At 73.8% G+C, this 24,842-nt stretch carries 23 protein-coding genes and 1 pseudogene; 12 read left to right on the top strand and 12 right to left on the bottom strand.

Going from position 1 to position 24,842, the window contains the following annotated elements:
• The first annotated feature begins 3 nt into the window (after window positions 1–3).
• Window positions 4–987, top strand: a complete 984-nt coding sequence (locus R7226_RS05830; RefSeq protein WP_318596100.1) for a calcium-binding protein — start codon at window positions 4–6, stop codon at window positions 985–987.
• On the opposite strand, the gene R7226_RS05835 is transcribed toward R7226_RS05830, so the two are convergent.
• Window positions 966–3,434: a choice-of-anchor D domain-containing protein gene (locus R7226_RS05835; RefSeq protein ID WP_318596101.1), complete on the bottom strand. Its 2,469-nt coding sequence runs from the start codon at window positions 3,432–3,434 to the stop codon at window positions 966–968. The two genes, R7226_RS05830 and R7226_RS05835, sit on opposite strands and share 22 nt — an antisense overlap.
• A gap of 315 nt (window positions 3,435–3,749) precedes the next feature.
• On the opposite strand from R7226_RS05835, the pseudogene R7226_RS31765 reads away from it, so the two are divergent.
• Window positions 3,750–4,271: pseudogene (locus R7226_RS31765) on the top strand (ATP-binding cassette domain-containing protein); the annotation flags it as partial.
• 123 nt (window positions 4,272–4,394) lie between these two features.
• Window positions 4,395–5,393: an ATP-binding cassette domain-containing protein gene (locus tag R7226_RS31770; protein ID WP_412103077.1), complete on the top strand. Its 999-nt coding sequence runs from the start codon at window positions 4,395–4,397 to the stop codon at window positions 5,391–5,393.
• A gap of 21 nt (window positions 5,394–5,414) precedes the next feature.
• On the opposite strand, the gene R7226_RS05845 is transcribed toward R7226_RS31770, so the two are convergent.
• The 6 genes from R7226_RS05845 to R7226_RS05870 form a co-directional block, all read right to left on the bottom strand.
• Entirely contained in the window at window positions 5,415–5,882 is a 468-nt protein-coding gene (locus tag R7226_RS05845; RefSeq protein ID WP_318596103.1) for a hypothetical protein, read from the bottom strand.
• Between the two features lie 102 nt (window positions 5,883–5,984).
• On the bottom strand, window positions 5,985–6,614 hold the full coding sequence (locus tag R7226_RS05850) for a class I SAM-dependent methyltransferase (RefSeq protein WP_318596104.1): 630 nt from the start codon (window positions 6,612–6,614) through the stop codon (window positions 5,985–5,987).
• 48 nt (window positions 6,615–6,662) lie between these two features.
• Window positions 6,663–8,003 (bottom strand): LLM class flavin-dependent oxidoreductase, encoded by a 1,341-nt coding sequence (locus R7226_RS05855; RefSeq protein ID WP_318596105.1) that lies wholly within the window; start codon window positions 8,001–8,003, stop codon window positions 6,663–6,665.
• 14 nt (window positions 8,004–8,017) lie between these two features.
• Window positions 8,018–9,229, bottom strand: a complete 1,212-nt coding sequence (locus tag R7226_RS05860; RefSeq protein WP_318596106.1) for an acyl-CoA dehydrogenase family protein — start codon at window positions 9,227–9,229, stop codon at window positions 8,018–8,020.
• The gene (locus R7226_RS05865) at window positions 9,226–10,119 is read right to left on the bottom strand and encodes a haloalkane dehalogenase (RefSeq protein ID WP_318596107.1); all 894 of its coding nucleotides are present in this window, start codon (window positions 10,117–10,119) and stop codon (window positions 9,226–9,228) included. The genes R7226_RS05860 and R7226_RS05865 overlap by 4 nt, the downstream gene beginning before the upstream one ends.
• 19 nt (window positions 10,120–10,138) lie before the next feature.
• Window positions 10,139–11,317: an acyl-CoA dehydrogenase family protein gene (locus tag R7226_RS05870; RefSeq protein ID WP_318596108.1), complete on the bottom strand. Its 1,179-nt coding sequence runs from the start codon at window positions 11,315–11,317 to the stop codon at window positions 10,139–10,141.
• A 201-nt stretch (window positions 11,318–11,518) separates the two neighbouring features.
• On the opposite strand from R7226_RS05870, the gene R7226_RS05875 reads away from it, so the two are divergent.
• From R7226_RS05875 to R7226_RS05890, 4 genes are all read left to right on the top strand, one after another.
• A complete protein-coding gene (locus tag R7226_RS05875) occupies window positions 11,519–11,890 on the top strand; it encodes an ArsR/SmtB family transcription factor (RefSeq protein WP_318596109.1) in 372 nt (123 codons plus the stop codon).
• A complete protein-coding gene (locus tag R7226_RS05880; RefSeq protein WP_318596110.1) occupies window positions 11,887–12,360 on the top strand; it encodes an SRPBCC family protein in 474 nt (157 codons plus the stop codon). The genes R7226_RS05875 and R7226_RS05880 overlap by 4 nt, the downstream gene beginning before the upstream one ends.
• Window positions 12,357–13,238: a TIGR03619 family F420-dependent LLM class oxidoreductase gene (locus R7226_RS05885; protein WP_318596111.1), complete on the top strand. Its 882-nt coding sequence runs from the start codon at window positions 12,357–12,359 to the stop codon at window positions 13,236–13,238. The genes R7226_RS05880 and R7226_RS05885 overlap by 4 nt, the downstream gene beginning before the upstream one ends.
• A 162-nt stretch (window positions 13,239–13,400) precedes the next feature.
• A complete protein-coding gene (locus tag R7226_RS05890) occupies window positions 13,401–14,396 on the top strand; it encodes a GGDEF domain-containing protein (protein WP_318596112.1) in 996 nt (331 codons plus the stop codon).
• Here R7226_RS05890 and R7226_RS05895 read toward each other — a convergent pair.
• Genes R7226_RS05895 through R7226_RS05915 form a run of 5 tightly spaced genes read right to left on the bottom strand, consistent with a single transcriptional unit; the run spans window position 14,393 to window position 20,950 of the window.
• A complete protein-coding gene (locus tag R7226_RS05895) occupies window positions 14,393–17,776 on the bottom strand; it encodes a pyruvate carboxylase (protein WP_318596113.1) in 3,384 nt (1,127 codons plus the stop codon). The genes R7226_RS05890 and R7226_RS05895 overlap by 4 nt on opposite strands.
• Before the next feature lie 50 nt (window positions 17,777–17,826).
• Window positions 17,827–18,489, bottom strand: a complete 663-nt coding sequence (locus R7226_RS05900) for an RNA ligase family protein (protein ID WP_318596114.1) — start codon at window positions 18,487–18,489, stop codon at window positions 17,827–17,829.
• Window positions 18,486–18,956 carry a hypothetical protein gene (locus R7226_RS05905; protein WP_318596115.1) on the bottom strand — a complete coding sequence of 157 codons (471 nt, stop codon included), beginning with the start codon at window positions 18,954–18,956 and terminating at the stop codon, window positions 18,486–18,488. Before R7226_RS05905 ends, R7226_RS05900 begins: the two co-directional genes overlap by 4 nt.
• Window positions 18,953–20,272, bottom strand: a complete 1,320-nt coding sequence (locus tag R7226_RS05910) for an AAA family ATPase (RefSeq protein WP_318596116.1) — start codon at window positions 20,270–20,272, stop codon at window positions 18,953–18,955. Before R7226_RS05910 ends, R7226_RS05905 begins: the two co-directional genes overlap by 4 nt.
• A gap of 9 nt (window positions 20,273–20,281) precedes the next feature.
• Window positions 20,282–20,950 (bottom strand): GntR family transcriptional regulator, encoded by a 669-nt coding sequence (locus R7226_RS05915; RefSeq protein WP_318596117.1) that lies wholly within the window; start codon window positions 20,948–20,950, stop codon window positions 20,282–20,284.
• Window positions 20,951–21,062: 112 nt separating this feature from the next.
• On the opposite strand from R7226_RS05915, the gene R7226_RS05920 reads away from it, so the two are divergent.
• Genes R7226_RS05920 through R7226_RS05940 form a run of 5 tightly spaced genes read left to right on the top strand, consistent with a single transcriptional unit; the run spans window position 21,063 to window position 24,839 of the window.
• Window positions 21,063–21,341, top strand: coding sequence for a HypC/HybG/HupF family hydrogenase formation chaperone (locus R7226_RS05920; protein ID WP_318596118.1), 279 nt, complete (start codon window positions 21,063–21,065; stop codon window positions 21,339–21,341).
• Window positions 21,338–21,550: a HypC/HybG/HupF family hydrogenase formation chaperone gene (locus R7226_RS05925; RefSeq protein WP_318596119.1), complete on the top strand. Its 213-nt coding sequence runs from the start codon at window positions 21,338–21,340 to the stop codon at window positions 21,548–21,550. The genes R7226_RS05920 and R7226_RS05925 overlap by 4 nt, the downstream gene beginning before the upstream one ends.
• Window positions 21,547–22,662: a hydrogenase formation protein HypD gene (gene hypD / locus R7226_RS05930; RefSeq protein WP_404827783.1), complete on the top strand. Its 1,116-nt coding sequence runs from the start codon at window positions 21,547–21,549 to the stop codon at window positions 22,660–22,662. Before R7226_RS05925 ends, hypD begins: the two co-directional genes overlap by 4 nt.
• The gene (gene hypE / locus R7226_RS05935) at window positions 22,662–23,765 is read left to right on the top strand and encodes a hydrogenase expression/formation protein HypE (protein ID WP_318596121.1); all 1,104 of its coding nucleotides are present in this window, start codon (window positions 22,662–22,664) and stop codon (window positions 23,763–23,765) included. The genes hypD and hypE overlap by 1 nt, the downstream gene beginning before the upstream one ends.
• A gap of 12 nt (window positions 23,766–23,777) precedes the next feature.
• The gene (locus R7226_RS05940; RefSeq protein ID WP_318596122.1) at window positions 23,778–24,839 is read left to right on the top strand and encodes an NADH-quinone oxidoreductase subunit B family protein; all 1,062 of its coding nucleotides are present in this window, start codon (window positions 23,778–23,780) and stop codon (window positions 24,837–24,839) included.
• Window positions 24,840–24,842 lie beyond the last annotated feature (3 nt).

The following is a 24,842-nucleotide window of genomic DNA, read 5'->3' on the forward strand; positions in this document are numbered from 1 at the left end:
CGTATGCGCCGTTCGCTGCTCCCCCTCCTCACGACGGCGGTCGCCGTCCTCCTGCTCGCGCCGGCCGCGGCGTCGGCAGACGTCACGCAGAGACTGCCGCGCTGCACGATCAGCGGAACCGCCGCTGCCGACACGCTGCGCGGAACGCCGAAGGCCGACGTGATCTGCGGCCTCGGCGGCGCCGACGTCATCTCGGGCCTCGGCGGTGACGACGAGATCTACGCCGGCGGCGGCGACGACCGCGTCGATGGCGGCCCCGGCGACGACGAGATCTACGGCAGCGCGGGCGACGACCGCCTGACCGGCGGCGCCGGCGACGACGTGCTGCAGGGCGAGACCGGCGACGATCAGCTGACCGGCGGCGCGGGCGACGACCGCCTCTACGGCGAGGGCGGCGCCGACCGCCTCTTCGGCGGACCGGGCGACGACGGGCTGTGGGCCGCGCTCGGCGACGACACGCTCGACGGCGGCCCCGGCAGAAACTTCCTCTCCGGCGGCCCTGGCAAGAACGCCGGCGTCGCCGATCCGGGCGCGCCCGACTGCCCGCGGCTCGGCAACGACGGCCTCTGCCGCTTCCACATGCACTTCGACGCCTCCGTCTGCGCGGGCTTCGGCGCATCGCAGGGCATGGTCCCGCCGTGCGTCGGCAAGACGCCGTACGCGCCGGTCGGCTGGGCCGTCTACTTCACCGACTTCCCGGGCCTCTACGCGCAGTTCTCGTGGGTGACCACGCGCGCGCCGGCACGCATCATCGGCTTCCGCAACTTCCCGCCGATCGGCTTCCTCGACGGGACGCTGCCGGCCAGCAATTCCGCCAACCTCTCCGTCGAGTCGGCGTGGACGCTGGCCAACCCGACCCGCCTGCGGACGCTCGACCGGCCGGGCGTGCCGGCCGGCCGGCCCGGCGGTCCGCTCTACCTCAACTTCGTCAACGGCCGCATAGGCGCCGACGCCTACATCGACGGCTACCTGACCGCGGTCGGCTGAGGCGCGCCCGCGGCCGGCGGCGCGAGCACGACGAAGTTGCGGATCGCGCGCGTGGTCCCGGCCTTGTTGCGGGCGGTGATCACGAGCCGGTAGGAGCCGGGCGCCAGGTCGCGCAGCACGAGCGCCCCGGTCGCGGCCGCGTTCGCCTTCGCGCCGCGCTCGACGGAGACCGTCGTCAGCCCGGCGCGCGTCGTGCGCTCGACGCTGCTCAGCGTCCGCCAGCTGCGCGCCGGCGGGCGCGTCCCGGCAGCCGACGGCCGCGGGCAGCGCCGCCACGGTCTTGCGAGCGGGCGCGTCTGGATCCGGTAGGTGACGCGCGCGTCCGCGGCGAGGCGGAAGCGCGCGACCAGCCGCGGCAGTCTGCTCCCGAGCGGCAGCGCGCAGCGCGGCGTGACCGCGAGGCCGGCGATCCGCGGGAGGGCCGGCGCTCTCGGCGCGGCCGGCTGCGGCTGCGGCGCCACAGGCGGTTGCGGCTGCGGGGCGATCGGGGTCGGAGCGGGCAGCGACGCCGGCGGGTCTGTCGTCGGATCGAGTCTCGGTTCGGGGTCGGGTCTCGGTTCCGGTCTCGGATCGGGGTCGGGCGCCGGATCGACGGCGACGCCGCTCGCGCTCGCCGTCGCGGCCGGGCCGAAGCCGTCGTGTGCGATGGAGAGCGTCGCCTGCTTCGCGCCGCTCGTCGTCGGGGAGAAGGCGAGCTGCAGCGCGCAGCTCGCACCCGGCGCCAGCACGCCGCCTGCGCCGGCCGCCGCCGTGCAGTCGCTCGTGTCGAGCGTGAACTGGTCGCCGTCGGCGCCGGTCAGCGTGACGGCGTCGAGCAGCAGTGCGTTGTTGCCGTCGTTCTCCAACAGGTAGGCGAGCGGTGCCGACGGACCGCTGCCGCGGATGCGCTCGGCGAAGCTCTGACCGGCCGGCGTCACCCGCGCCTCCCCACCGAGGCCGAGACCGTCGAGTCTCGTGTCGAGCGTCGCGGCCGCGACCAGCTGCGAGCTGTAGTCGACCTCCAGCGTCGCGGAGTCGGCACCGCTCGCCCGCGGCGCGAAGCGCGCCGTGACGTTGCAGCTGTCGCCCGGCTGCAGCACGAGCGCGACGCTGCAGCCGTCGAGCTCGACGGCGAACCGGCCGCCCGCCGGATCGATCCGCACCGCGTCGAAGGTCGCCGGCAGGTCGCCGGTCGCCGTCACCGTGACCGTCTGCGACGGCTCGTCGCCGGGACCGGCGGAGCCGAGGTCGCGATCGGCCGGCACTGTCAGCCGGCCGGGGCGCAGCTCGTAGCTGCCGGCGTCACAGGCGGCCAGCTCGGGCCGCGCGACGCCGCGCTGGTCGGTCGCGCCCGCGGGGCAGGCGGTGCTGCCGGCCGGCACGGCCTGCAGCGCCGGGCTGGTCGGCGCCAGCGCGTACGACGGCGTCGGGCCGCCGTGATCGCCAAAGGCGCCGAGCTGCGGGTTGACGACGCTGTTGCCCGTCCCGCTGATCGCGCAGCCGCTCGACGTGCCGACGACGTTGTGGTCTCCGGCCAGTCTCGCCGAGCAGTCGGAGGGGACGGCCTGGACGGTGTTGCCGGCGACGATCGAGCCGTAGCTCTGCCATGCCGACGAGGTGTTGTCGCCGGCGCCGCCGGCAGAGGCGCTGGTCAGCGTGACGCCGGCGACGGTCACGGCGTTGGCCGTCACCGTCGAGCGCAGCAGTCTTCCGGAGGTGAAGCCGGTGGAGGCGATCCCGCCGCCGTTGCCGAAGGCCATGCCGTCGGAGGTCGAGTCGACGGTGTTGGCGGCGACGGTCGAGTCCTCGATCGTCACGACCGACGCCGACGCCGTCGAGGCGCCGAGGCCGCCGCCGGAGACGCTGGCGGCCAGTCCCCCGCTGCCGACCCCGCTGGCGAGATTGCCGACGATCGCCGAGCGCACGACGTGGAGCGAGCCGCCGTTGCCGCCGTTGACGCCGCCGACCCAGATCCCGCCGCCGGCCACGATGCGGCCACCTTGGCCGCCCGCGACGTTGTCCTCGACGACCGCCTCGCGCAGCGTCGCGTCGCCGCTCTGCTCGACCAGCAGACCGCCGCCGTAGGCGCGCTCGCCGCTGGGCGGCGCGGAGCCGTCGCGGATCGCGAGCCGTTCGATCTCGACGCCGGCCGCGCTGACGCGCAGCACGCGCGTGACACCGCCGCCGTTCAGCTCCAGCGATCTCCAGCCGGGGCCGGCGAGCGTGACCGCTCTGTCGACCACCAGCTCGGACGCGAGCACGATCGAGGAGGGGTTCGGGAGCGCGAACTCGATCCGGTCGCCGTCGTCGGCCGCGGCGAGCGCGGCGCGCAGCGTGCCGGCGCCGCTGTCGGCGGCGGCCGTGACCGTGAGCGTCGCCGCCGTGGCGGCGTCGGCGAGGGCGAGCGAGGCGGCGCCGGCGGCGAGCGCGGCGGCGGTGCGGCGAAGACGCGAACTGCGGGTGAGCATCCTGCTCCTCAGACGACGACAACGACGGACAGCATTCGTGCTGTCATCACGATGGCGCGACCGCGCTCATCTGACCTCCGTAGTCGACTACTGAACCGCAATCCGCAGCCGGCGCGTCATCGCTCACGCGCGGGCGCTCGCCCGCGGCCTGTTACCGTGCCTGCGCTCATGGGCGAGAAGGCGACGACGCCCGCTGAGCGCGGCCGCGACACCCCTGCGAGCGCGCCGCTCGGCCGCGTCGAACGGCGCTCCGCCCACCTCGCCGCGCGCGACCTGCGCAAGGGCTTCGGCGAGGGGCCGGTGCTCGACGGGATCTCGCTGACGGTCGCCGCCGGCCAGCGGCTCGCGATCATCGGCGACAACGGCGCGGGCAAGTCGACGCTGCTGCGACTGCTCGCCGGCACGCTCGAACCGGACGGCGGGACCGTCACCTGCACGACCGCGCGGATGCTCGTCGCGCAGGAGCTGACGGCGGCCGTCGACGCGACCGTCGCGACCGTGCGCGACGATGCCTTGCGCCCAGCGCTCGACGCGCTCGCGGAGCTGGACGGCGCGACTGCCGCGCTCGGCGGCGATTCGCGCGCGGTCGTCGCGGATGCCACGAACGGCGCGAACGGCGCGGGCGGCGACGACGTCGCCGAGCGGTATGCGGCAGCGCTCGCCACCGCCGAGCAGGTCGGCGCCTGGGACGCCGAGCGGCGCCTCGACGACGCGCTCGCCGGCTTCGGCGCCGCCTTCCCCGCCGCGACGCCGCTGCGACGGCTCTCGCCCGGCCAGCGCTACCGGCTGCGACTCGCCTGCGCGCTGCACAACCCGGCCGGCGCCGTCCTGCTCGACGAGCCCAGCAACCACCTCGACGACGACGCGCTCGACCGCCTCGCGCTGCGCCTGCAGCAGCATGGCGGGATCGTCGTGCTCGTCACCCACGACCGCTGGCTGCTCGACGCCGTCGCGACCGCGATGCTCGACCTCGACCCGACCGCTGACGGCAGCGGCGTGCTGTTCGGCGGCAGCTTCGCGGAGTTCCGCGCCACGCGCGCGACGACGCTGCGGCGCTGGCGCGAGCACCACCAGCGCGGGATCGAGCAGGAGAAGAGACTGGCCGACCAGCTCTCCAGCGCGCAGGCGCGGGCGCGCGAGAGCTGGCGTCCCGGCGCCGCGGCGGCCGGGCACGGCCGCGCCAGCCGCGCCGGCAACACCGTCGCCGCGCTGCGCCGGCGGCTGGAGGAGGCGCGCGCCAAGCGCGGCCCGGGTCCGCCCGAGCCGCTGCGCTTCGGCCTGCCGCAGCTGGCCGCCGACGACGAGGAGCCGCTGCTGAGCGCGGACGGGCTGCGCTACCGCGGCCGCCTCACGCTGCCGCCCGAGCCGCCGCTCGTGCTGAGAGCGGGCGGGCGGCTGCTGGTGCGCGGCCCCAACGGCGCCGGCAAGTCGACGTTGCTGGCGCTGCTCGCCGGACGGCTGGAGCCCGACGGCGGCACGCTCGCGCGCCACCCCGGCCTGCGCGTCGGCCTGTTCGCTCAGGAGGACGACCTCGACCCCAGCGACACGCCGCTGGCGCTGCTCGCGCGAGCCGCCGACGAGTCCCGCGAGGCCGACGCCGCCCGCGCCGCTGCCGATGCCGGCGAGACGGAGCCCGACGCCGGCGACGAGCCCGACCTCGACGCGATCCGCGAGGCGGCGCGCGCGACCGGGCTGCTGACCGACGCCGACCTCGAACGTCCCGTCGGCCACCTCTCGGTCGGCCAGCGGCGCCGCGCGGTGCTCGCGGAGGTGCTGCTGCGCAGACCGTCGCTGCTGCTGCTCGACGAGCCGACCAACCACCTCTCGGTCACGCTCGTCGACGAGCTGACGGCCGCGCTCGTCGACACGCCCGCCGCCGTCGTGCTGGTGACGCACGACCGCACGCTGCTGACGGCCGTCGAGCAGTGGCCGGTGCTGCGGGTCGGCGCGCCCGCGTAGGGCCAGGCGCCCGCAGCGATCTCAGAAGCGCCGCAGGCGACCTTCGGTCAGCGTGAAGCCGTGACCGCTGCGGTTGCGGAAGGAGAAGCCGCCGTCGGGGAGATGGCGACCGCGGATCCCGGCGAGCGCGATCGCGTCGCCGCGGACGGTGCCCTTCGCGCCGCCGACGCCGTCGATCGTGTCGCGCAGCGGGCGGCCGCGCTCGCGCAGGCCGATCGAGAGCAGGCCGCCGCGGCGATCGTTCACGCAGCCGCGAGCGGTGCGCGTCCCGCACGGCACGCCGTCCCAGATCGCGGCGTAGACGGGCTTGCCGGCACAGGTGACGGTGCCGCGCCCGGCGTCGGTGACGCCGACGATGCAGCCGACGTCGCCGTCGGTGATGAAGCTGCCCTCGCCGGGATCGAAGCGGACGACGTCGGCTGAGGCCGCGGCGGCAGTCAGGGCGAGGACGGCGACGACGGTCGCGAGCAGGGTTGTGATGATGCGCATCGCCCTCTCCTATCCGCGCTCCCAGCAGCAGGAAACAGGAGCGAGCGCGGGGCTGTCAGCGGGCGCGCTCGCCGTGCGCGCCGCCCGCCTCAGCCGCCCGCCTCAGCCGCCCGCGCGCTCGAGCCGCACGACGCTGTCGACCCGCTGCGTCGGCGCCTCGTCGCGGAAGGCGTGCTGCTGCTCGCGCAGGACGCTCGTGCGCACCTGCCACTCGTCCGGCACGAGCGCCAGCTCCGCGATCGTCTCCTCGGGCGACGGGAACTCGAGCTCCGGATGGGCGTCGGAGGGCGCGTGGCCGACGATCAGCAGCGTCCCGCCGGGCGCGACCGTCGCGGCCGCCTCGCGCAGCACCCGCGTGCGCGGAAAGCCCTCGACCGGCGAGTGCAGGAAGGTCGCCGCGACGAGGTCGAAGCTGCCGGCCGGCAGCGCGTCGGCGATGTCGCGACGGTCCCAGACGATCGTGCCCGGCGCGTCGGCCACGCCCGCCGCCTCGGCCGCGCGCGCGGCCACCTCCAGCGCGGCGGCCGAGACGTCGACGGCCGTCACCTGCCAGCCCTGCAGCGCCAGCCAGATCGCGTCGGCGCCCTGGCCGCAGCCGAGGTCGAGCGCGCTCCCCGGCCGCAGACCGGAGACCTCCTCGACCAGCGACGGGTTCGGCTTGCCGCTCCAGCGGCCTCTGCCGCTGCTGTAGAAGGTCTCCCAGAACTGCTCGCTGCTCTCAGTCGTGCTCATCGGCCAACCGTCGCAGGGCGGCGACGATCTGCCAAGGACTCTTGCCGTTCAGGCAACAGCCTCCACCCGCCGCGCCGGCCGCTCGAGGCCGAGGTGGTCGCGCAGCGTCGTGCCCTCGTACTCGCTGCGGAAGAGGCCGCGCTCGCGCAGGAGCGGCACGACCTGATCGGCGAATGCCTCCAGGCCGCCCGGCAGGTAGGGCGGCATCACGTTGAAGCCGTCGGCGGCGCCAGCCTCGAACCACTGCTGCATCGTGTCGGCGATCTGCTCGGGCGCGCCGGCGATCACGCGGTGGCCGCGCGCGCCGGCCAGTCTGTGCAGCAGCTGCCGCAGCGTCGGGCGCTCGCGCTCGACGATCCCGGCGTAGACCTGTCTGCGGCTGTGGCTGTTGTCGGTCACGTCGCCGGAGCCGGCGAACGCCTCCGGCGGGACCGGCTCGTCGAGCTGGTCGCGGCTCAGCTCGACCGCGGCGAAGTCGGCCAGCTGGATCAGGCCGTACTCGACCACCGTCAGCTCGTTGAACTCCCGCTGCAGCGCTTTCGCCTCGCCCTCCGTCGAGGCGACGAAGGGCGAGAGCCCCGGCAGGATCTTGATCGACTCCGGACCGCGCCCCAGCGCCGCCGCGCGACCCTTCACGTCATGCGCGAAGGCGACCGCGTCGTCGAGGTGCGGCTGGGCGGTGAAGATCGCCTCCGCGAAGCGGGCGGCGAAGGCGCGGCCGTCGTTGGAGGAGCCGGCCTGCACGAGCACCGGGTAGCCCTGCGGCGGCCGCGGGCTGGTGAGCGCGCCGGCGACGCTGACGTCCTTGCCGGCGAACCTCGGGTGGTGGATCTTCGCGGGATCGACGTAGGTGCCGCCCTCGCGGTCGAGCACGATCGCGTCGTCCTCCCAGCTGTCCCACAGCCGCAGCACGACCTCGACGTACTCCTCGGCGCGCGCGTAGCGGGCCGCGTGGTCGGGGTTGACCGACAGGCCGTGGTTCTCGGCCGCCTCCTGCCTGTCGGTCGTGACGATGTTCCACGCCGCGCGACCGTTCGACATGAAGTCGAGCGTCGCGAGCGCCCGCGCCAGCGCCCACGGGTAGGAGTAGGTCGTCGAGGCGGTCCCGATCAGCCCGATCCGCTCGGTCGCGGCGGCGACGGTCGCCAGCACGATCAGCGGGTCGAGCCGGCCGGAGGTGTTGAACTGGATGTTGTCGTCGAGCTTCGGGATGTCGGCGAGGAAGATCGCGTCGAACTTCGCCGCCTCCGCCGTGCGCGCCTGCTGCGCGAAGAACGACGGGTCGAAGACCCGCTCCGGCGTCGTCAGCGGCGACCGCCAGGCCGCCTCGTGATGGCCGGTCCCGAGGATGAACGCGTTGAGGTGGAGCTGTCGCTGCTGTGAGGCCATGCCGTCCCTGCGATCTAGAAGTACGTGTTGTCCGGCAGCCGCTCGCCGTTCACGAGCCAGGCGGCGATCGCGCGGTTCTTGAAGCGCGCCGGGTTGTGCGAGGCGACCGTGCGGATGTTGCGCCAATGGCGGTCGAGGTTGACGCCCTGCTTGACGGCGGAGGCGCCGCCGACCTCGAACAGCAGGTTGGCGCTGCGCAGGCCCAGCTCGTCGATCGCGACCTGCGCCTCGGAGGCGCGCAGCGCCGCCGCGTGGATCACGTCGTCGTCGGGCAGGCCGCCGACGACCGAGTCGCCGATCGCGCCGAGCGCGTCGGCCGTCTGCAGCACGATCGCCTCGGCGGCCGCGGCGTCGGCGGAGATCTCGCCGATCACCTCCAGCAGCACCGGGTCCTCGCGCGGGAGGTCGGCCGAGCCGTGCGTGAACGACCGTCTGCGGCCTTGGACGAGCGTCACCGCGTCGTCGAGGACCGAGCGGATGTTGCCCGCGATCACGGCGTTGAGGTAGTGCTGGTAGAACGGCCCCAGGTGCCAGCGCGGCAGGCCGCTGAGGTCGGCCGGCGGCAGGAACGCCTCGTCGGGCGCGACGGCGACGTCGACCAGGCGCGTCGTGCCGGTCGCCGTCAGCCGCTGGCCGAAGCCGTCCCAGTCGTCCTCGACGGTGACGCCGTCGCGGTCGGTCGGGACGAGCACGAAGGCCGGCATGCCGTCGGGCGTCACCGCCGTCACGAAGGTGTAGTCGGAGTAGAGCGTGCCGGTCGAGTAGTACTTCGTGCCGTTCAGCAGGAAGCCGCCGTCACCGGCGGGCGTCAGCGTCGTCGCCTTCGCGAAGTCGCCGGCGTGTCTGGTCGTCAGCTCGTTGTTGCCGTTGCCGATCAGCGCGCCGCCGACGACCCGCTCGACCCACAGCGCGCGCCGCTCCGCGTCGCCCGAGATCAGCTGGTCCTCGACCGTGCCGAAGTGCGCGCGCAGCAGGTGGCCGACGTTCGAGTCGGCGTGGCTGAGCCGCATCAACACGTCGAAGAACTCGCGCACGCTCGCGCCGCCGCCACCCTCCTCGACGGGGATGCGCAGCGCGCCGAAGCCGGCCTCCTTCAGCCACCCGATCTGCTCGAACGGCGCCGTGCCGGTGCGCTCGCGCTCGGCCGCGCCCTCCGCGATCCGCGCGAGCAGCTCGTCGAGCTGCTCGCTGCCGTAGCGGACCGCGGGCTGCCGCGTCGCCGTCATCGCGGGAGCCAGCCCTTGACGGCGTCGGCGACCTTCTCCGGCTCCTCCTCCTGCACGAAGTGGACGCCGGCGCCGCCCTCCTGCACCGTCAGGTTCTTGATCGTCTCGCGCGCCCACGCGAGGATCGGCGGCGTCAGCAGGAAGCCGGGCTCGAAGGTCAGCAGCAGCTTCGGCACCTCGCTCGACGCGAGCCACTCGGCGTTGGCCTCCAGCAGCGCGATCGTGTCGGCCGGCTCGTTGTCGACCGGCAGTCTGCGCGGGAAGACGATCACCGGCTTGCGCGACTCGGGCGTCGGGAACGGCCGCAGGTACTCGGCCAGCACGTCGTCGGGCAGCGGCTGCAGGAAGACGTTGGGGAAGAGCTGCGTCAGGAAGGCGTTCTGCTCCAGCACGAACTCCTCGCCCTCGCCGGGGCGCTTGACGAGCGCGCGCGTCTGCACGAACGCCTCCGGCAGGTCGGCCGAGTCGATCGGCCACAGGACCGGCTCCAGCAGCGCGACCGCCTTCACGCGGTCGGGGTTGCGACGAGCCCACGAGACGCCGAAGGCGGCGCCGTAGTCCTGCAGCACGAGCGTCACGTCGCGCAGGTCGAGCGCGTCGAACCAGGCGTCGAGGTAGCGCTCGTGGTCGGCCAGGTCGTAGTCGATCGCGGGCTTGCCGGAGTCGCCGAAGCCGATCAGGTCGACGGCCAGCAGGCGGCCCTCGCCGTTCAGGTTCGCGAATACCTTGCGCCACAGGAAGGAGCTGGTCGGGTTGCCGTGCAGGAAGACGAACGGGTCGCCCTCGCCCTGCTCGACCCAGTGGATCGTCGAGTCGAGGACGGCGACCTCGTTGGAGGTCGCGTCGGGGCCGAAGCCGGGGTGCGCGGAGCGGGGTGCGGTCTGGGACATCTGCGGTTCCTCGGCTTCTCTAGAAGTAAGTGTTGTCGGGCAGCGTCGCGCCGTTGACGACGAAGTCGCCGAGCGCGTACGCCTTCAGCGGCGTCGGGTTGTGCGACGCGAGCGTGCGGATGTTGCGCCAGTGGCGGTCGAGCCCGGCCGAGGCCTTCGTCGCCGAGGCGCCGCCGGCTTCGAACAGCAGCGAGGCGCTGCGCAGCGCGAGGCGGTCGACGACGACCTTCGCCTCCGCGGCGCGCTTCGACGCCGCGTGGACGGCGCCGCTGTCGGCTCTGCCGGCGGCGACGTCGGCGTTGGCGCGGTCGATCGCCTCGGCGGCGCTCAGCACCGTCGCCTCGATCGCCCACGCGTCGCTGGCGATCTGGCCGACCGCCTGCAGCAGCACCGGGTCCTCGCGCGGCAGCGCGGCGGCGCCGTGGGTGTGGCCGCGTCTGCGGTCGCGCAGCAGCGTGACCGCCTCGTCGCGCAGCGAGCGGACCGCGCCGGCGACCGTCGCCGTCAGCCACAGCTGCAGAAAGGCGCCGACGGGGAGCCGCGGCGGCACGTTGTCGGGGTCGGACAGCAGCACCTCGTCGGCGGCGGCGCGCACGCCGGCGAAGCGGGTCGTGCCGGTGCCGGTGAGGCGCTGGCCGAAGCCGTCCCAGTCGTCCTCGACCGTGACGCCGTCGCGATCGACGGGGACGACGGCGCTGGCCGGAACGCCCTCGGGCGTGACGCCCCAGACCCAGACGCGGTCGGAGTAGAGCGTGCCGGTCGAGTAGTACTTCGTGCCGTCGATCAGGTAGCCGCCGTCGCCGTCGCCGCTCGGCGCGATTCTCGTCGACAAGCCGACGAAGTCGCCGGCCTGCTGGCCACCGATCTCGGTGACGGCGTTGCCGTAGATCTCGCCGGCCGCGACCGGCGCCAGCCAGCGCTCCTGGAAGGCGGCGTCGGGCACGAGCAGCACCTGCTCGACGAAGGCGAAGTGGGCGCGCACGATCTGCGCGACGTTGGCGTCCGCCTGCGCCAGCGCGATCAGCGTCTCGAACAGCTCGCGGACGCTGGCGCCGGCGCCGCCGAGCGCGACCGGGACGCGCAGCGCCCCGAGCCGCGACTCGCGCAGGAGGGCGATCTGATCGTGCGGCGCGATCCGTTCGCGTTCACGCTCCCGCTCGCCCTCGGCGATCCGTGCGAACAGCTCGTCGCGGGCCATGGCGCCGGACGGGGTGGGTGTGGCGATTGGTGAGGTCGTCATATACCTGACAAGTTCGATCGGCTTTATGCATTTATAGCAGTCGACCAGAGCCCCGCAACGCCGAAATCCAAATGTTCACGGGACTTTCAGGAACGCATACGAACGTTCATGAGCCACATCCCCGACCCCATCGCATCGCACAGCTGTATAGTCAAGCAAGTGCTTAAGCTTTCACAGCGCGATGGCGATCCGCTCGACCGCGTCTTCGCGGCGCTCGCCGACCCGACGCGGCGCGGCATCGTCGAGCGGCTGGCGCAGGGGCCGGCGTCGGTCAGCGAGCTGGCCGCGCCGCTGCCGATGTCGCTGGCGGCGGTCGTGCAGCACGTGCAGGTGCTGGAGGCGAGCGGCCTGGTCCGCTCGCGGAAGGCCGGGCGCGTGCGCACCTGCCGGATCGAGCCGGCGGCGCTGGCGCCGGTCGAACAGTGGATCGCTGAGCGCAGAAGCGGTTGGGAGCGGCACTTCGACCGGCTCGGAGAGATGCTGGACGAGGACGCCGCCTACGAGAACGAGAGAAGCAGGAGATCACCGTGAGCAGCCGGTCCGTCACCCACACGACCTTCACGATCGAGCGCCGCTACGCGGCCCCGCCGGCGCGCGTCTTCGCGGCGTGGGCCGATCCGCCGACGAAGCGGCGCTGGTTCGCGATGCCCGAGTCATGGGTCGGCAAGCACCACGAGCTCGACTTCCGCGTCGGCGGGCGCGAGCTGAACAGAGGCGGACCGCCCGGCGGCACCGTCCACACGATGGACGCGCGCTTCCACGAGATCGTCAAGGGCGAGCGGATCGTCTACGCCTACGACCTGCTGCTCGACGAGACGCTGATCTCCGTCTCGCTCGCGACGATCGAGCTGCGCGCCGACGGCGACGGCACCGTGATGGTCTTCACCGAGCAGGGTGCCTTCCTCGACGGCCACGAGCAGCCGGCGACGCGCGAGCACGGCACAGGGCTGCTGCTCGACGCGCTCGGCGCCTTCGTCGACGGCGCGGCGGTCGAGGCGTGAACGTCGGCGTCGGGCTGCCGCTGCTGGGCCCGCACGCCAGGCCCGAGTCGATCGAGCTGGTCGCGACCGCGGCCGACCGGCTCGGCTTCCACAGCGTCAACGTCGCCGAGCGGCTGCTGCTGCCGGCGCACGACGGTTGGAGCAACGACTTCGGGCTGCCCGACCATCCCTCCTTCGACGCGCTCGAGACGCTCACCTGGGTCGCCGCCAAGACGCGCCGCGTGCGGCTGCGCACCGGCGTCGTCGTGCCGCTCTTCCAGCAGCCGATCGTGCTCGCGCGGCGGCTGGCGACGCTCGACCACCTCTCCGGCGGGCGGGTCGACGCCGGGCTCGCGCTCGGCTGGCTGCCGCAGGAGTACGAGGCGACCGGCGTCGACCCGGCCACGCGCGCTGCCGCCTTCGAGGAGTCGATCGCCGCGCTGCGCGCCTGCTGGGGACCCGACCCCGTCGCCTTCGAAGGTCGCCAGTGCCGCATCCCGCCCGCGAGAGTCGGGCCGAAGCCGCTGCACGGCACGATCGCGATCCACGTCGGCGGCGTCACGCGGCCGGCGATCGAGCGGGCGGCGCGGATCGGTGACGGCGTCACGATCGCCTTCCGCAGCTGGGAGGCGACAGCTGAGCAGATCGACTGGTACCGCGCGGCCGGCGGCGACGGCGAGATCGTCGTCAAGGGCGGCCCGATGCTCGCCGACGCCGAGCACGCGACGGCGCCGAGCACGTGGAGCGAGGAGCAGATCGCCGACGACCTCGCGCGCCTCGCCGAGCACGGTGTCGACGAGTTCGCCTGGGATCTCAACATCGTCGGCTACGAGCCGGCGCGGCAGGTCGCGGCGCTGGAGCGGCTCGCCGCCGAGCTGGCGCTGCCGGCGCGAGCCTGACGACGCAGCGCGCTCTCGGCCGCCGGTCTCGGCCTCGCGCGGCCATGCCGCGAGCGCGCCAGCTCCGGCCGGCCGCGGTCCGCCGCGTGACGCACGCGCTCAACCACTCCTCGCGCGCGGTCGATGGGCTTTTCAGTGCACGCACGCGGCGACCAGCGGTTGATGGCACGGACGGCCGCCGGGATCTACGCCGGAGCGGCCGGCATCGGCCTGATCGAGAACCTGCTGCCGGCCGGCCAGCAGCTGTCGGTCGGGGTCGCGTTCGCGGCGCTCGCGCTCGCGCTGCTGGCCGCCGTGGCCGGCCCGCGCCTGCCGCGACCGCTGCTGGCGCTGCTCGGCCCGATCGGCGCGGCGATGATCGCGATGGCGCTCGCCGAGACGCGCGAGTACGGCGACGGCGCGATCCTCTACGTCTGGCCGGCGCTGTGGTCGGCCTACTTCCTCGGCACGCGCGGTGCGATCGCGATCGTCGCCTGGATCGGCGTCGTGCACGGGCTGGCGCTGCTGTCGATGCCGGCCTCGCACGCGAACATAGACCGCTGGGTCGACGTGGTCGTCGTCGTCGGCGTGGTCGCCGTCGTCGTGCGGCTGCTGGTCGCGCGCAACGAACGGCTCGTGCGCACGCTCGAGGACCAGGCGCGCGTCGACCCGCTGACCGGGCTGCTCAACCGCCGCGGCTTCGAGGAGCGGATCGAGCTGGAGCGGCGGCGGGCGCAGCGCGACCGCTCCTCGCTGGCGGTCGCGACCTTCGACGTCGACCACTTCAAGGCGGTCAACGACGTCCACGGCCACGACGCCGGCGACCGCGTGCTCGCCTGGGTCGCCCGCGTGCTGACCGAGCATGTGCGCGGCATCGACGTCGTGGCGCGACTCGGCGGCGAGGAGTTCGTCGTGCTGCTGCCGCGGACCGAGGCCGACGGGGCACTGGCGCTCGGCGAGCGGGTGCGCGAGGCGCTGACGACCACGCCGCCGCTGAGCGGTCGCGATCGCGCCGGCGTGGTCCGGGACCTGCGCGTGACGATCAGCGGCGGGGTCGCCGCCGCCGTCGCCCCGGCCGACGTGCAGGCGCTGCTCGACGCCGCCGACCGCGCGCTCTATGAGGCGAAGCGCTCCGGCCGCGACCGCGTGCTGCCGGCGGCCGCGCTGGTCGCCGCCTAACCGATCACCAGCAGCAGGTCGCCCTGCTCCAGCCGGCTGCCGCTGGCGACCGCCAGCCGCTCGATCGTGCCGGCCTGCGGCGCGGTGATCGTCGACTCCATCTTCATCGCCTCCAGCGTCGCGATCGGGTCGCCCTCGGCGACCGTGTCGCCGACCTTCACCTGCAGCGTCACGATCCCCGTCACCGGCGCCGGCACCTGGCCGGGCACCGTCGGGTCGGCGCGCTCTATCTGCTCGCCGGCCGCCTCGACCGCTCTGTCGCGCACCTCGACCGGCCGCATCTGGCCGTTGACGCGCACGAGCACGGTGCGCATGCCGCGCTGGTCGGCCTCGCCGATCGCCTCCAGCTCGAACAGCAGCGTGACGCCAGGGCCGAGCTCGATCGCCAGCTCCTCCTCCTCGCGCAGGCCGCGGAAGAACTCGGGCGTCGGGATCAGCGAGACGTCGCCGAACTGCTCGCGCGCGGCGGCGAACTCTCTCGCCGGGCCGGGGAAGAGGATCTCCGCCAGCGCCGCGCGGCGGTCCTCGCCGGCGTGCTCCAGCCGCGCCGCCAGCTCGCCCTCGACGACCATGCCCGCCGGGGCCGGCGCGCGGCCGGCGAGCGCCAGCTCGGTGAACGGCTGCGGGAAGCCGCCGGGAGGGGTCCCGATCCCGCCGCGCAGGAAGTCGATCACCGAGTCGGGCAGGTCGAACGAGCCCGGTCTGCGCTCCAGCTCGTCGAAGTCGATCCCTGTCGAGACGGCGAACAGCGCGAGGTCGCCGACGACCTTGCTCGACGGCGTCACCTTGACGATGTGGCCGAGCAGCGCGTTGGCGCGCTCGTACGCGACCTCGACCTCGTCGAAGCGGCCGGCGAGCCCGACCGCGTCGGCCTGCTGGCGCAGGTTGGAGATCTGGCCGCCCGGCATCTCGTGGCGGTAGACGCGGCCGGTCGGCGCCTTCAGGCCGGTCTCGAAGGCGCCGTACATGCCGCGCACCGACTCCCAGTACGGCTCCAGTCGCAGCAGCGCGTCGAGCGAGATGCCGGGGTCGCGCTCGGTCGTCGCGGTCGCGCCGACGATCGCCGCCAGCGACGGCTGCGACGTCATCCCCGCCAGCGGCGCCGCGGCGCCGTCGATCGCGTCGACGCCGGCCTCGATCGCGGCCAGGTAGGTCGCGAGCTGACCGCCGGCCGTGTCGTGCGTGTGCAGGTGGACCGGCAGCTCGAACTCTCTGCGCAGCGCGCTCACGAGCGTGCCCGCGGCCGGCGCGCGCAGCAGGCCGGCCATGTCCTTGATCGCGAGCACGTGCACGCCCGCGTCGACGAGCTGCTCGGCGAGCTTGAGGTAGTAGTCGAGCGTGTAGAGCTGCTCGCGCGGGTCGGCGAGGTCGCCGGTGTAGCAGAGCGTCCCCTCCGCGATCGCGGGCGTCTCCAACGTCGCCTCGATCGCCGCGCGCATCCCCTCGACGTCGTTGAGCGCGTCGAAGATGCGGAAGACGTCGATCCCGGTCTCGACCGCCTCGGCGACGAAGGCGCGCACGACCTTCTCCGGAAAGCGCGAGTAAGCGAGCAGGTTCTGCCCGCGCAGCAGCATCTGGAGGCAGACGTTGGGGACCAGCTCGCGCAGTTGCGCCAGCCGCTCCCACGGGTCCTCGTGCAGGAAGCGCAGCGCGACGTCGAAGGTCGCCCCGCCCCACACCTCCATCGACAGCAGCTGCGGCAGCTCGTGCGCGAGGTGCGGCGCGACCGCGAGCATGTCGTGCGTGCGCATCCGCGTCGCGAACAGCGACTGGTGCGCGTCGCGCAGCGTCGTGTCGGTGACGGCGACCGCCTGCTGCGCGCGCAGCGCCTGCGCGAAGGCGGTCGGCCCCTGCTGCAGCAGCCGCTGGCGCGAGCCGGCCGGCGGCTCGCCCTGCGGCGCCGGGCCGAGCTTGCCGCGCGGGTCGCCGGCGAGCGCGGCCGTCGCCGGCTCGTGGTTGACCGTCACCTCGGCGAGCAGGTTCAGCAGGCGGCTGGCGCGGTCGCGACCGGGGCCGGCGGCGGAGAGGTCGGGCCGCTCGTCGACGAAGGTCGTGTGCGTGTGGCCGGCGAGCACGTCGGGGTCGTTGAGCAGCGCCAGCAGGAAGCCCTGGTTGGTCTTGACGCCGCGCACGCGCAGCTCGGCGACGGCGCGCCGGGCGCGCGAGACGGCGGAGTTGAGGTCGCGCCCGCGGGCGGAGATCTTCACCAGCAGCGGATCGAAGAACGGCGAGACCTCGGCGCCGACGAAGGCCGAGCCCTCGTCGAGGCGGACGCCGGCGCCGCCCGGCGAGCGGTACGCGGTGATGCGGCCGGCGTCGGGGCGGAAGCCGTTGGCCGGGTCCTCGGTCGTGACGCGGCATTGCAATGCGACACCGCGCTGTCTGATCGACTCCTGCGTGATCCCGAGGTCGGCGAGCGTCGCGCCGCCCGCGATCCGCAGCTGCGCGCGCACGAGGTCGACGTCGGTCGTCTCCTCGGTGACGGTGTGCTCGACCTGGATCCGCGGGTTCATCTCGATGAAGGCGTAGCGGCCGCTGGCGGGATCGAGCAGGAACTCGACGGTGCCGGCGTTGACGTAGCCGACGTGGCGGGCGAACTTGACCGCGTCGGCGCAGATGCGGTCGCGCAGCTCGGCGTCGAGGTTCGGCGCCGGCGTGATCTCGATCACCTTCTGGTGGCGGCGCTGGAGCGAGCAGTCGCGCTCGTAGAGGTGGACGACCTCGCCGGTCGCGTCGGCCAGCAGCTGCACCTCGATGTGGCGCGGGCGCACGAGCGCCTGTTCCAGGTAGACGGTGCCGTCGCCGAAGGCGGCCTCGGCCTCCGCGCGCGCCTCGATCACGGCCGCCTCGAGCTTCGCCGGGTCGGTCACGAGCCGCATGCCGCGCCCGCCGCCGCCGTGCGAGGCCTTGACGAAGACGGGGAAGCCGATCTTCTGAGCCGCCGCTTGCACCTCCGCCCCGCTCTCGACGGGCTCGGAGGCGGCCAGCACCGGCACGCCGGCCGCCAGCGCCGCGTCGCGCGCGCGGGTCTTGTTGCCGGCGAGGCCGAGCACCTCCGGCGGCGGGCCGACGAAGACGATCCCGGCGGCCGCGCAGGCGCGCGCCAGCTCCGGGTTCTCCGACATGAAGCCGTAGCCGGGGTAGATCGCGTCGGCGCCGACTCTGCGCGCCAGCTCCACCGCCACCTGCGGATCGAGATAGGTGCTGACGGGGTGGCCGGGCTCGCCGACCTCGTACGCCTCGTCAGCCTTCAGCCGGTGGACGGAGTCGCGGTCCTCGGGGGCGTAGAGCGCGACGCTGCGGATGCGCAGCTCGTTGGCCGCGCGGAAGGCGCGCGTCGCGATCTCGCCGCGGTTGGCGACGAGCACTTTCTCGATCATGCGCGGATGATGCCCGCTGGCGCGTGGAAACGAGATTCCGCTGAGGAGCGTCAATCCGCCAAGCGGTTCTCGCCCTCCCACGGGGTCGCGCCGATGCCGTGCCAGAACGGGTCGACGAGCTTGGCGACGCGGCGGGGAGTGCCGGCGACGGCGCGCACGACGATCCCCTCGGCGCGGTCGTCGGAGAAGGCGGAGGCGCCGAACAGCGCCTCCAGCCGCTCCGGGGTCTCGATCGTGCCGCGGAAGAGGCGCGGCGGGGCGGGGACCGAGAGCGCGGCGAGCACGGCGTCACGCTCCTCCACGCCGAGGAACTCGCCGCTGCGACGGTCGTGCACGTCGAGGCCGACCAGCTCGGCCGGGAGGCGGTCGTACGCGACGCCGTGGCGGCGCCGCAGCCACTCGCCGTAGAGCGCGTAGCGCTCGCCGAGGCCGGCGACGAGCAGGTCGGAGCGGACGGCCGCCCATGCCTTCAGGCGGCCGCGCTCGCCGGAGCGGTCGCTCGTCTCCGCGCCGCCGCGCGTGCCGACGCGCGGCACGCCGTCATCGACCCAGACCATCACGTTCATGCCGTCGAGCTTCTCCTCGACGACGACCTCGACGTGCAGCAGCTCCTCACGCCCGGCGGCCGCCAGCACGACGTCGTCCGGGGTCGCCGCGAGCGACGGCGCGAGGTGCGGGACGCGCGGGAACTTGGGCGGCGGCGGCGCGCTCATGCGTAGGCGCCGAGCGCGTGTTCGAGCGTCCAGATGCGCACCTCGACGTGCGCGACACGGGCCGCGTACGCCTCCGCCTCGGCGAGGATCGAGACGTCCCCGGCGCCGATCCCCTGCGACGCCATCTCCGGCAGCGGCGGGCAGCCGCGCGTGCCCTCGCAGATCGCCGACAGCAGCTCGCCGTTCCAGCTCGCGCCGTTGAGCGCCCATGGCGCGGCGCCGTCGACCGTCGCGCGCAGCAGCGTCTGGAAGCGCTCGGCGACGGTCCGCCGCTCCGCCCCGTTGGCGACCTGCGCGATGTGGTTGCCGGTCTCGATGATCGCCGCCGTCGGCAGGATCAGCGAAGCGCCGGAGCCGACCCGCTCGCGCAGCTCGGCCGCGACCGCCGCGGGCTGCTGGCTCTTGCCCGGAACCCTCAGCACCTCCACGAGCACCGACGTGTCGAGGAAGACGACCTCGCGCTTCACAGGCTCGCGAGCAGGTCGTCGAGCGCCGCCAGCCGGCCGGCGCTGTCGGGCACCGCGCCGAGCCGCTGCTGCGTCACCGCGTCCCCCAGCGAGCCGGCCGCCAGCGCCTCCGCGTAGCCCGGCAGCTCGACCAGCCCGATCAGCTCGCTGCCGGCAGTCTCGGGGTTGCGGCGGCAGACGACGACGCCGTCGTGGTCGGCGGCGCCGAGCGCCGTCAGCATCGCCGGGCTGTGCGTCGTCGCGAGCGTGCGGATCCGCCGCCGCGCGCTCTCCTCCTTGATCAGCTGCACGATCCGCGCCGCCTGCGACGGGTGCAGGCCGTTCTCGATCTCCTCGATCACCAGCTGCGTGTTGACGCCCCCGCCGGTGCCGCCGTCCTGCTCGTCGCTCAGCTCCGGCGCCTCCAGCAGCGCCGCCGCGAAGGCGAGGAAGCGCAGCATCCCGTCGCTCATCACGCGGCTGGAGACCGACACCTCGGCGTCGCCGAAGCGCTCGCGCAGCGTCAGGATCACGTCGCCGAGCTGCGAGGACTCGACGCCGACGCCGACGACCTGCTGCTCGGGCAGCGCCTCGACCAGCTCGGCCAGCCGCGCCCAGCGAACCGGGTCGGCCTGGAGGCCGGCGATCACGGCCGAGAGGTTGTCGGCCTGGCGCCGCAGGACGGTGTCGCGCGCCGGCACGTAGTGGCGCATCAGCGACGGGACCGGGTCGAGGATGAAGACCGCCCGCAGCGTCTCGACGACCGCCAGCGCGGCGTCGTGGACGGCGCGCGTGGCGATCGTGCGCGTCGGCACCTTCGTCGGCACCTGCGCCGTCAGCAGCCGGTCGGAGCGGAAGGTGACGGCCGGGTTGACGCCGCTTCTGCCGTTGAAGTAGCGCCCGGCGATGTCGACCAGCCCCGGCTGCGGCGCGTCGGTCGTGAGGTAGTCGCGCGGCTTGCCTCTCGCCGGCCGCAGCCGCAGCGTCTCGGCGACGATCTGCACGTCGGGCTCGACCTGCACCTCGACGTCGAGGTCGAAGCGGTCCTCGCCGCGCACGACCGTGCAGCCGAGCGCGAAGCTGGTCTCGCCGTAGGGCGCGCAGCCGCGCACGCCGCCGCGCATCCCCTCGCCGTCGCGGCGGTTGCCGTCGATCGCCTCGCGCAGATCCTCGCCCTCCGCCAGGCGCGAGAGCACGTGCAGCGCGTCGAGCGTGTTCGACTTGCCGCTGCCGTTGCGGCCGATCAGCAGCGTCAGGTCGCGCAGCGGCAGGACCGCGTCGCGAAACGACTTGAAGCGGGTCAGCCGCAGCTGCTCCAGGTACGGCGAGACGTCCATCGCCCCACCCTACTGCTGTGCCAGCGCGCGCTCGACGAGGCCGCCGCAGGTGAGCCAGTTCTCGCGCGCGGCGGTCGCGGCGCCGGGCGCGTCGCCGCCGGCCGCGCGGGCGATGATCGCCTCGTGCTGCGCGAGCGCGCGACGGCCCGGCAGCGTGCCGCGGTGCAGCCGCTCCAGTCGTTGCAGCCGCGGCGCGACGTGCGCCAGGGCGCGGGCGATCTCGGGGTTGCCCGACGCCGTCACGAAGATGCCGTGAAAGCGGTCGTCGGCGGCGTAGGCGGCGGAGGCGTCGCGCGCCGCCAGCGCGGCGGCGTGGAGGTCGTTCTCGTGACGCAGCCGGCGCAGCTGCTCCGGCAGCAGGCGCGGCACCGCGAGCTCGGTCGCGAGCGCGTGCAGCGCCGCGACGACCGGGAAGAGCGCGTGCGCGTCGGCCTCGTCCAGCGGCGTCACGCGCGTGAAGCGCTGCGGCGCGGTCTGCACCAGGCCTTCGTCCTCCAGCCGCGCGAGCGCGCCGCGCACCGGCGTGCGGCTCAGCCCCAGCCAGGCGCACAGCTCGCCGTCGTGCAGCGTCTCGCCCGGCGCCAGCGTGCCGTTGACGATCGCGTCGCAGAGCGTGTCGTACGCGGTGTCGCGCAGCAGATGCCGTTCGACGGCGTCCCGATCCTGGGGCACTGGCATTCCACATCCCAGTAGATCACCGCCGTCAAGACGCTTGCCCCCGTGTGCCGGCGGGTGTAGAACCGGGCAACGGTCGAACTCCCCCCGGCGGCCGTGAGCAGAGGAGACCATCGTGTGCCTGGCGATCCCTGGCCAGATCATCGAGCTGGTCGACGAGGCCAACCGTCTCGCCCTCGTGGACGTGGCCGGCGTGCGGCGTACCGTCAACGTCGGGCTGCTCGACGCCGACGGCCGCGCGGCCGTGGTCGGCGACTGGGTGCTGATTCACGTCGGCTTCGCGATCTCACGCGTCGACGAGGCCGAGGCGGCCGCGACGCTGGCGCTGCTGCAGGGGATGGGCGAGGACTACCAGCGCGAGCTGGAGGAGCTGAAGGAGAGCGTGATCGAGTGAGCTGCGACGCGCACCACTGCATCACGTGCGGCGACGACGGCGTGCCGATGCGCGTGCTGCGGATCGACGCGGCGCGCGGGCTGGCGCTGTGCGAGGACGCGGAGGGCGCGCACAGCAGCGTCGAGATCGCGCTCGTCGACGCCGGGCCGGGCGACACGCTGCTCGTGCACGCCGGCACCGCGCTGACCCGACTGGAGGTCGCCGCGTGAGATTCGTGGATGAATTCCGCGACGCCGAGCTGGGCCGCGTGCTCGCCGGAGAGATCGTCGCGACCGTCGAGCCGGGCCGTCACTACAAGCTGATGGAGGTCTGCGGCGGCCACACGCACTCGATCTACAAGTACGGCGTCGACGACCTGCTGCCGGCCAACGTCGAGCTGGTCCACGGCCCCGGCTGCCCCGTCTGCGTGATCCCGATGGGCCGGGTCGACGACGGCATCGCGCTCGCGCACCAGCCGGGCGTGATCTTCACCTGCTTCGGCGACATGATGCGCGTGCCCGGCTCGCGCGGGACGCTGTTGGAGGCGAAGGCGGCCGGCGCCGACGTGCGGATGGTCTACTCGCCGCTCGACGCGCTGCGGATCGCCAAGCGCGAGCCCGACCGCCAGGTCGTCTTCTTCGCGATCGGCTTCGAGACGACCGCGCCCTCGACCGCGTTGACGCTGAAGCGCGCGAAGGCGGAGGGCGTCGCCAACTTCAGCTGCATGTGCAACCACGTCACGATCGTGCCGCCGCTGCGGGCGCTGCTGGAGTCGCCCGACCTGCGGCTCGACGGCTTCGTCGGCCCCGGCCATGTCTCGACCGTCGTCGGCGCGCGGCCGTTCGAGTTCATCCCCGCCGACTACGACAAGCCGGTCGTGATCTCCGGCTTCGAGCCCGTCGACATCCTGCAGTCGGTGCTGATGATCCTGCGCCAGCTGCGCGACGGCCGGCGCGAGGTCGAGAACCAGTACAAGCGCGTCGTCCCCTACGACGGCAACCTGCGCGCGCTCGAGGTGATGCAGGAGGTCTTCGCGCTGCGGCCGCACTTCGAGTGGCGCGGCCTCGGCTTCATCTCGCAGAGCGGCCTGCGCCTCTCCGACGCCTATGCCGAGCTGGACGCCGAGCGCCGCTGGCCGGTGCCGGGCGTGCGCGTCGCCGACCCGAAGGCATGCCAGTGCGGCGAGGTGCTGAAGGGCGTGATCAAGCCGTGGGAGTGCAAGGTCTTCGGCACCGCCTGCACGCCGGAGCGGCCGATCGGGACGTGCATGGTCAGCTCCGAGGGCGCCTGCGCCGCCTACTACAACTACGGCCGCTTCGCGCGCGAGCGGGAGGTCGTCTGATGGCCGCCACCGACGCGCGCACCGGCCGTGAGGACCGCATCCTCGACATCATCGCGACGGCGCGCGCGAAGCGGCCGAAGTTCCGCGACGAGCGCATCACGATGGCCCACGGCGCCGGCGGCAAAGCGACCGCGGCGCTGATCGAGGGGCTGCTCGTGCCGGCCTTCGCCTCGCCCGCGCTCGACGAGCTGGCCGACGCCGGCGCGCTCGCGGTCGACGGCGCCCAGCTCGCGCTCACGACCGACAGCTTCGTCGTCAAGCCGATCCGCTTCCCCGGCGGCTCGATCGGCGAGCTGGCCGTCAACGGCACCGTCAACGACCTCGCGGTCGCGGGCGCCCGTCCGCTCGCGCTGACGCTCTCGCTGATCCTCGAGGAGGGGCTCGACACGGGCGTGCTGCGCGCGGAGGTCGACGCGATCGCGTCGGCCGCACGCGCCGCCGGCGTCGAGATCGTCGCGGGCGACACGAAGGTCGTCGAGCGCGGCCATGCCGATCAGCTCTACATCTGCACGACCGGCGTCGGGCGTCGCGACCCCCGTGCGCGCCTGTCGCCGGCCGCGCTGCGCCCCGGCGACCGCGTGCTCGTCTCCGGTCCGATCGGCGAGCACGGCACCGCGATCATGCTGGCGCGCGGCGAGTTCGACCTCGGCGCGACGGTGGAGTCCGACACGCGCCCGCTGTGGCCGGCGGTCGACGCATTGCTGGACGCGGCCGGACCCGGCCTGCGCTGCCTGCGCGACGCGACCCGCGGCGGCGTCGCCTCGGTGCTCAACGAGCTGGCGCGCGCCTCCGGCGTGGCACTGCTCGTGCACGAGCGCGCGGTGCCGGTCAACCCCGTCGTGACCGGCGCGGCGGAGCTGCTCGGGATCGACCCCATGCACGTCGCCAACGAGGGCGTCTTCGTCGCCGTCGTGGCTGCGGAGCAGGCCGGCGCCGCGCTCGCCGCGCTGCGCGGCGCCGGCGACGGCGAGACGTTCGCGCGCGCCGCCGAGATCGGCGAGGTGAAGACCGAGCCGCCCGCGCTGGTGCTGGTCGAGACGGCCTTCGGCGGCAAGCGCGTGATGGATCAGCTCGTAGGCGATCCGCTGCCGCGGATCTGTTGAGAGGAGCAGGAGATGGCAGCGACAGAGTTCGTGCCCGGTCAGGCCAGAACGGAGGCGGTCACCGCCCACGTGTTGTGGATGACGGTCGGGCTCTCCTGCGAGGGCGATTCGGTCGCGATGACGTCGGCGACCAGCCCGAGCCTCGAGGACATCATCACCGGCGCGATCCCCGGCATGCCGAGAGTCGTCGTCCACAACCAGGTGCTCGCGTACGAGTACGGGCAGGAGTACGTCCAGGCGTGGTTCGACGCCGAGGCCGGCAGACTGGACCCGTTCGTCTTGATCATCGAGGGCTCCCTCGGCAACGAGAAGATCAACGGCGACGGCTACTGGACCGGCTTCGGCGTCAACCCGTCCAACGGGCAGCCGATCACGACCAACGAGTGGGTCGACCGGCTCGCGCCGAAGGCGGCGGCGGTCGTCGCCGTCGGCACCTGCGCGACCTACGGCGGCATCCCGGCGATGCGCAACAACCCGACAGGCGCGATGGGCGTGCGCGACTACCTCGGCCGCAACTGGACCTCGAAGGCCGGCATCCCGATCGTCAACATTCCCGGCTGCCCGGCGCAGCCGGACAACATGACCGAGACGCTGATGTACCTCGTCTTCGCGCTCGCCGGGATGGCGCCGCTGCCGGAGCTCGACGACCAGGGCCGGCCGACGTGGCTGTTCGGGCGCACCGTGCACGAGAGCTGCAACCGCGCCGCCTTCTACGAGCAGGGCGACTTCGCGACCGAGTACGGCTCCGACCACCGCTGCCTCGTCAAGCTCGGCTGCAAGGGCCCGGTCGTCAAGTGCAATGTGCCGCTGCGCGGCTGGCAGAGCGGGATCGGCGGCTGCCCCAACGTCGGCGGCATCTGCATGGCGTGCACGATGCCGGGCTTCCCCGACAAGTACATGCCGTTCATGGACGAGGACAGAATGGGCGGGATCTCCGCCGCGATCTCCAGATTCACCTACGGCCCGCTGCTGCGCTGGGGCCGTCACCTCAACATCAGACGCAAGTACGACAGAGAGCCCGAGTGGCGGCACAGCCGCGCTGAATTGACGACCGGCTACGCGAAGCGCTGGTAGAGG

It is taken from the genome of Conexibacter stalactiti, from assembly GCF_033542075.1.
Lineage (GTDB): Bacteria > Actinomycetota > Thermoleophilia > Solirubrobacterales > Solirubrobacteraceae > Conexibacter > Conexibacter stalactiti.

What these genes read in the sequence shown, in the direction of transcription:
- R7226_RS05830 (WP_318596100.1), top strand. Translation starts at nt 4, where the DNA reads ATGCGCCGTTCGCTGCTCCCCCTCCTCACGACGGCGGTCGCCGTCCTC.
- R7226_RS05835 (WP_318596101.1), bottom strand. Translation starts at nt 3,434, where the DNA reads ATGCTCACCCGCAGTTCGCGTCTTCGCCGCACCGCCGCCGCGCTCGCC.
- R7226_RS31770 (WP_412103077.1), top strand. Translation starts at nt 4,395, where the DNA reads ATGCTCGACCTCGACCCGACCGCTGACGGCAGCGGCGTGCTGTTCGGC.
- R7226_RS05845 (WP_318596103.1), bottom strand. Translation starts at nt 5,882, where the DNA reads ATGCGCATCATCACAACCCTGCTCGCGACCGTCGTCGCCGTCCTCGCC.
- R7226_RS05850 (WP_318596104.1), bottom strand. Translation starts at nt 6,614, where the DNA reads ATGAGCACGACTGAGAGCAGCGAGCAGTTCTGGGAGACCTTCTACAGC.
- R7226_RS05855 (WP_318596105.1), bottom strand. Translation starts at nt 8,003, where the DNA reads ATGGCCTCACAGCAGCGACAGCTCCACCTCAACGCGTTCATCCTCGGG.
- R7226_RS05860 (WP_318596106.1), bottom strand. Translation starts at nt 9,229, where the DNA reads ATGACGGCGACGCGGCAGCCCGCGGTCCGCTACGGCAGCGAGCAGCTC.
- R7226_RS05865 (WP_318596107.1), bottom strand. Translation starts at nt 10,119, where the DNA reads ATGTCCCAGACCGCACCCCGCTCCGCGCACCCCGGCTTCGGCCCCGAC.
- R7226_RS05870 (WP_318596108.1), bottom strand. Translation starts at nt 11,317, where the DNA reads ATGGCCCGCGACGAGCTGTTCGCACGGATCGCCGAGGGCGAGCGGGAG.
- R7226_RS05890 (WP_318596112.1), top strand. Translation starts at nt 13,401, where the DNA reads ATGGCACGGACGGCCGCCGGGATCTACGCCGGAGCGGCCGGCATCGGC.
- R7226_RS05895 (WP_318596113.1), bottom strand. Translation starts at nt 17,776, where the DNA reads ATGATCGAGAAAGTGCTCGTCGCCAACCGCGGCGAGATCGCGACGCGC.
- R7226_RS05900 (WP_318596114.1), bottom strand. Translation starts at nt 18,489, where the DNA reads ATGAGCGCGCCGCCGCCGCCCAAGTTCCCGCGCGTCCCGCACCTCGCG.
- R7226_RS05910 (WP_318596116.1), bottom strand. Translation starts at nt 20,272, where the DNA reads ATGGACGTCTCGCCGTACCTGGAGCAGCTGCGGCTGACCCGCTTCAAG.
- R7226_RS05915 (WP_318596117.1), bottom strand. Translation starts at nt 20,950, where the DNA reads ATGCCAGTGCCCCAGGATCGGGACGCCGTCGAACGGCATCTGCTGCGC.
- hypE (WP_318596121.1), top strand. Translation starts at nt 22,662, where the DNA reads ATGGCCGCCACCGACGCGCGCACCGGCCGTGAGGACCGCATCCTCGAC.
- R7226_RS05940 (WP_318596122.1), top strand. Translation starts at nt 23,778, where the DNA reads ATGGCAGCGACAGAGTTCGTGCCCGGTCAGGCCAGAACGGAGGCGGTC.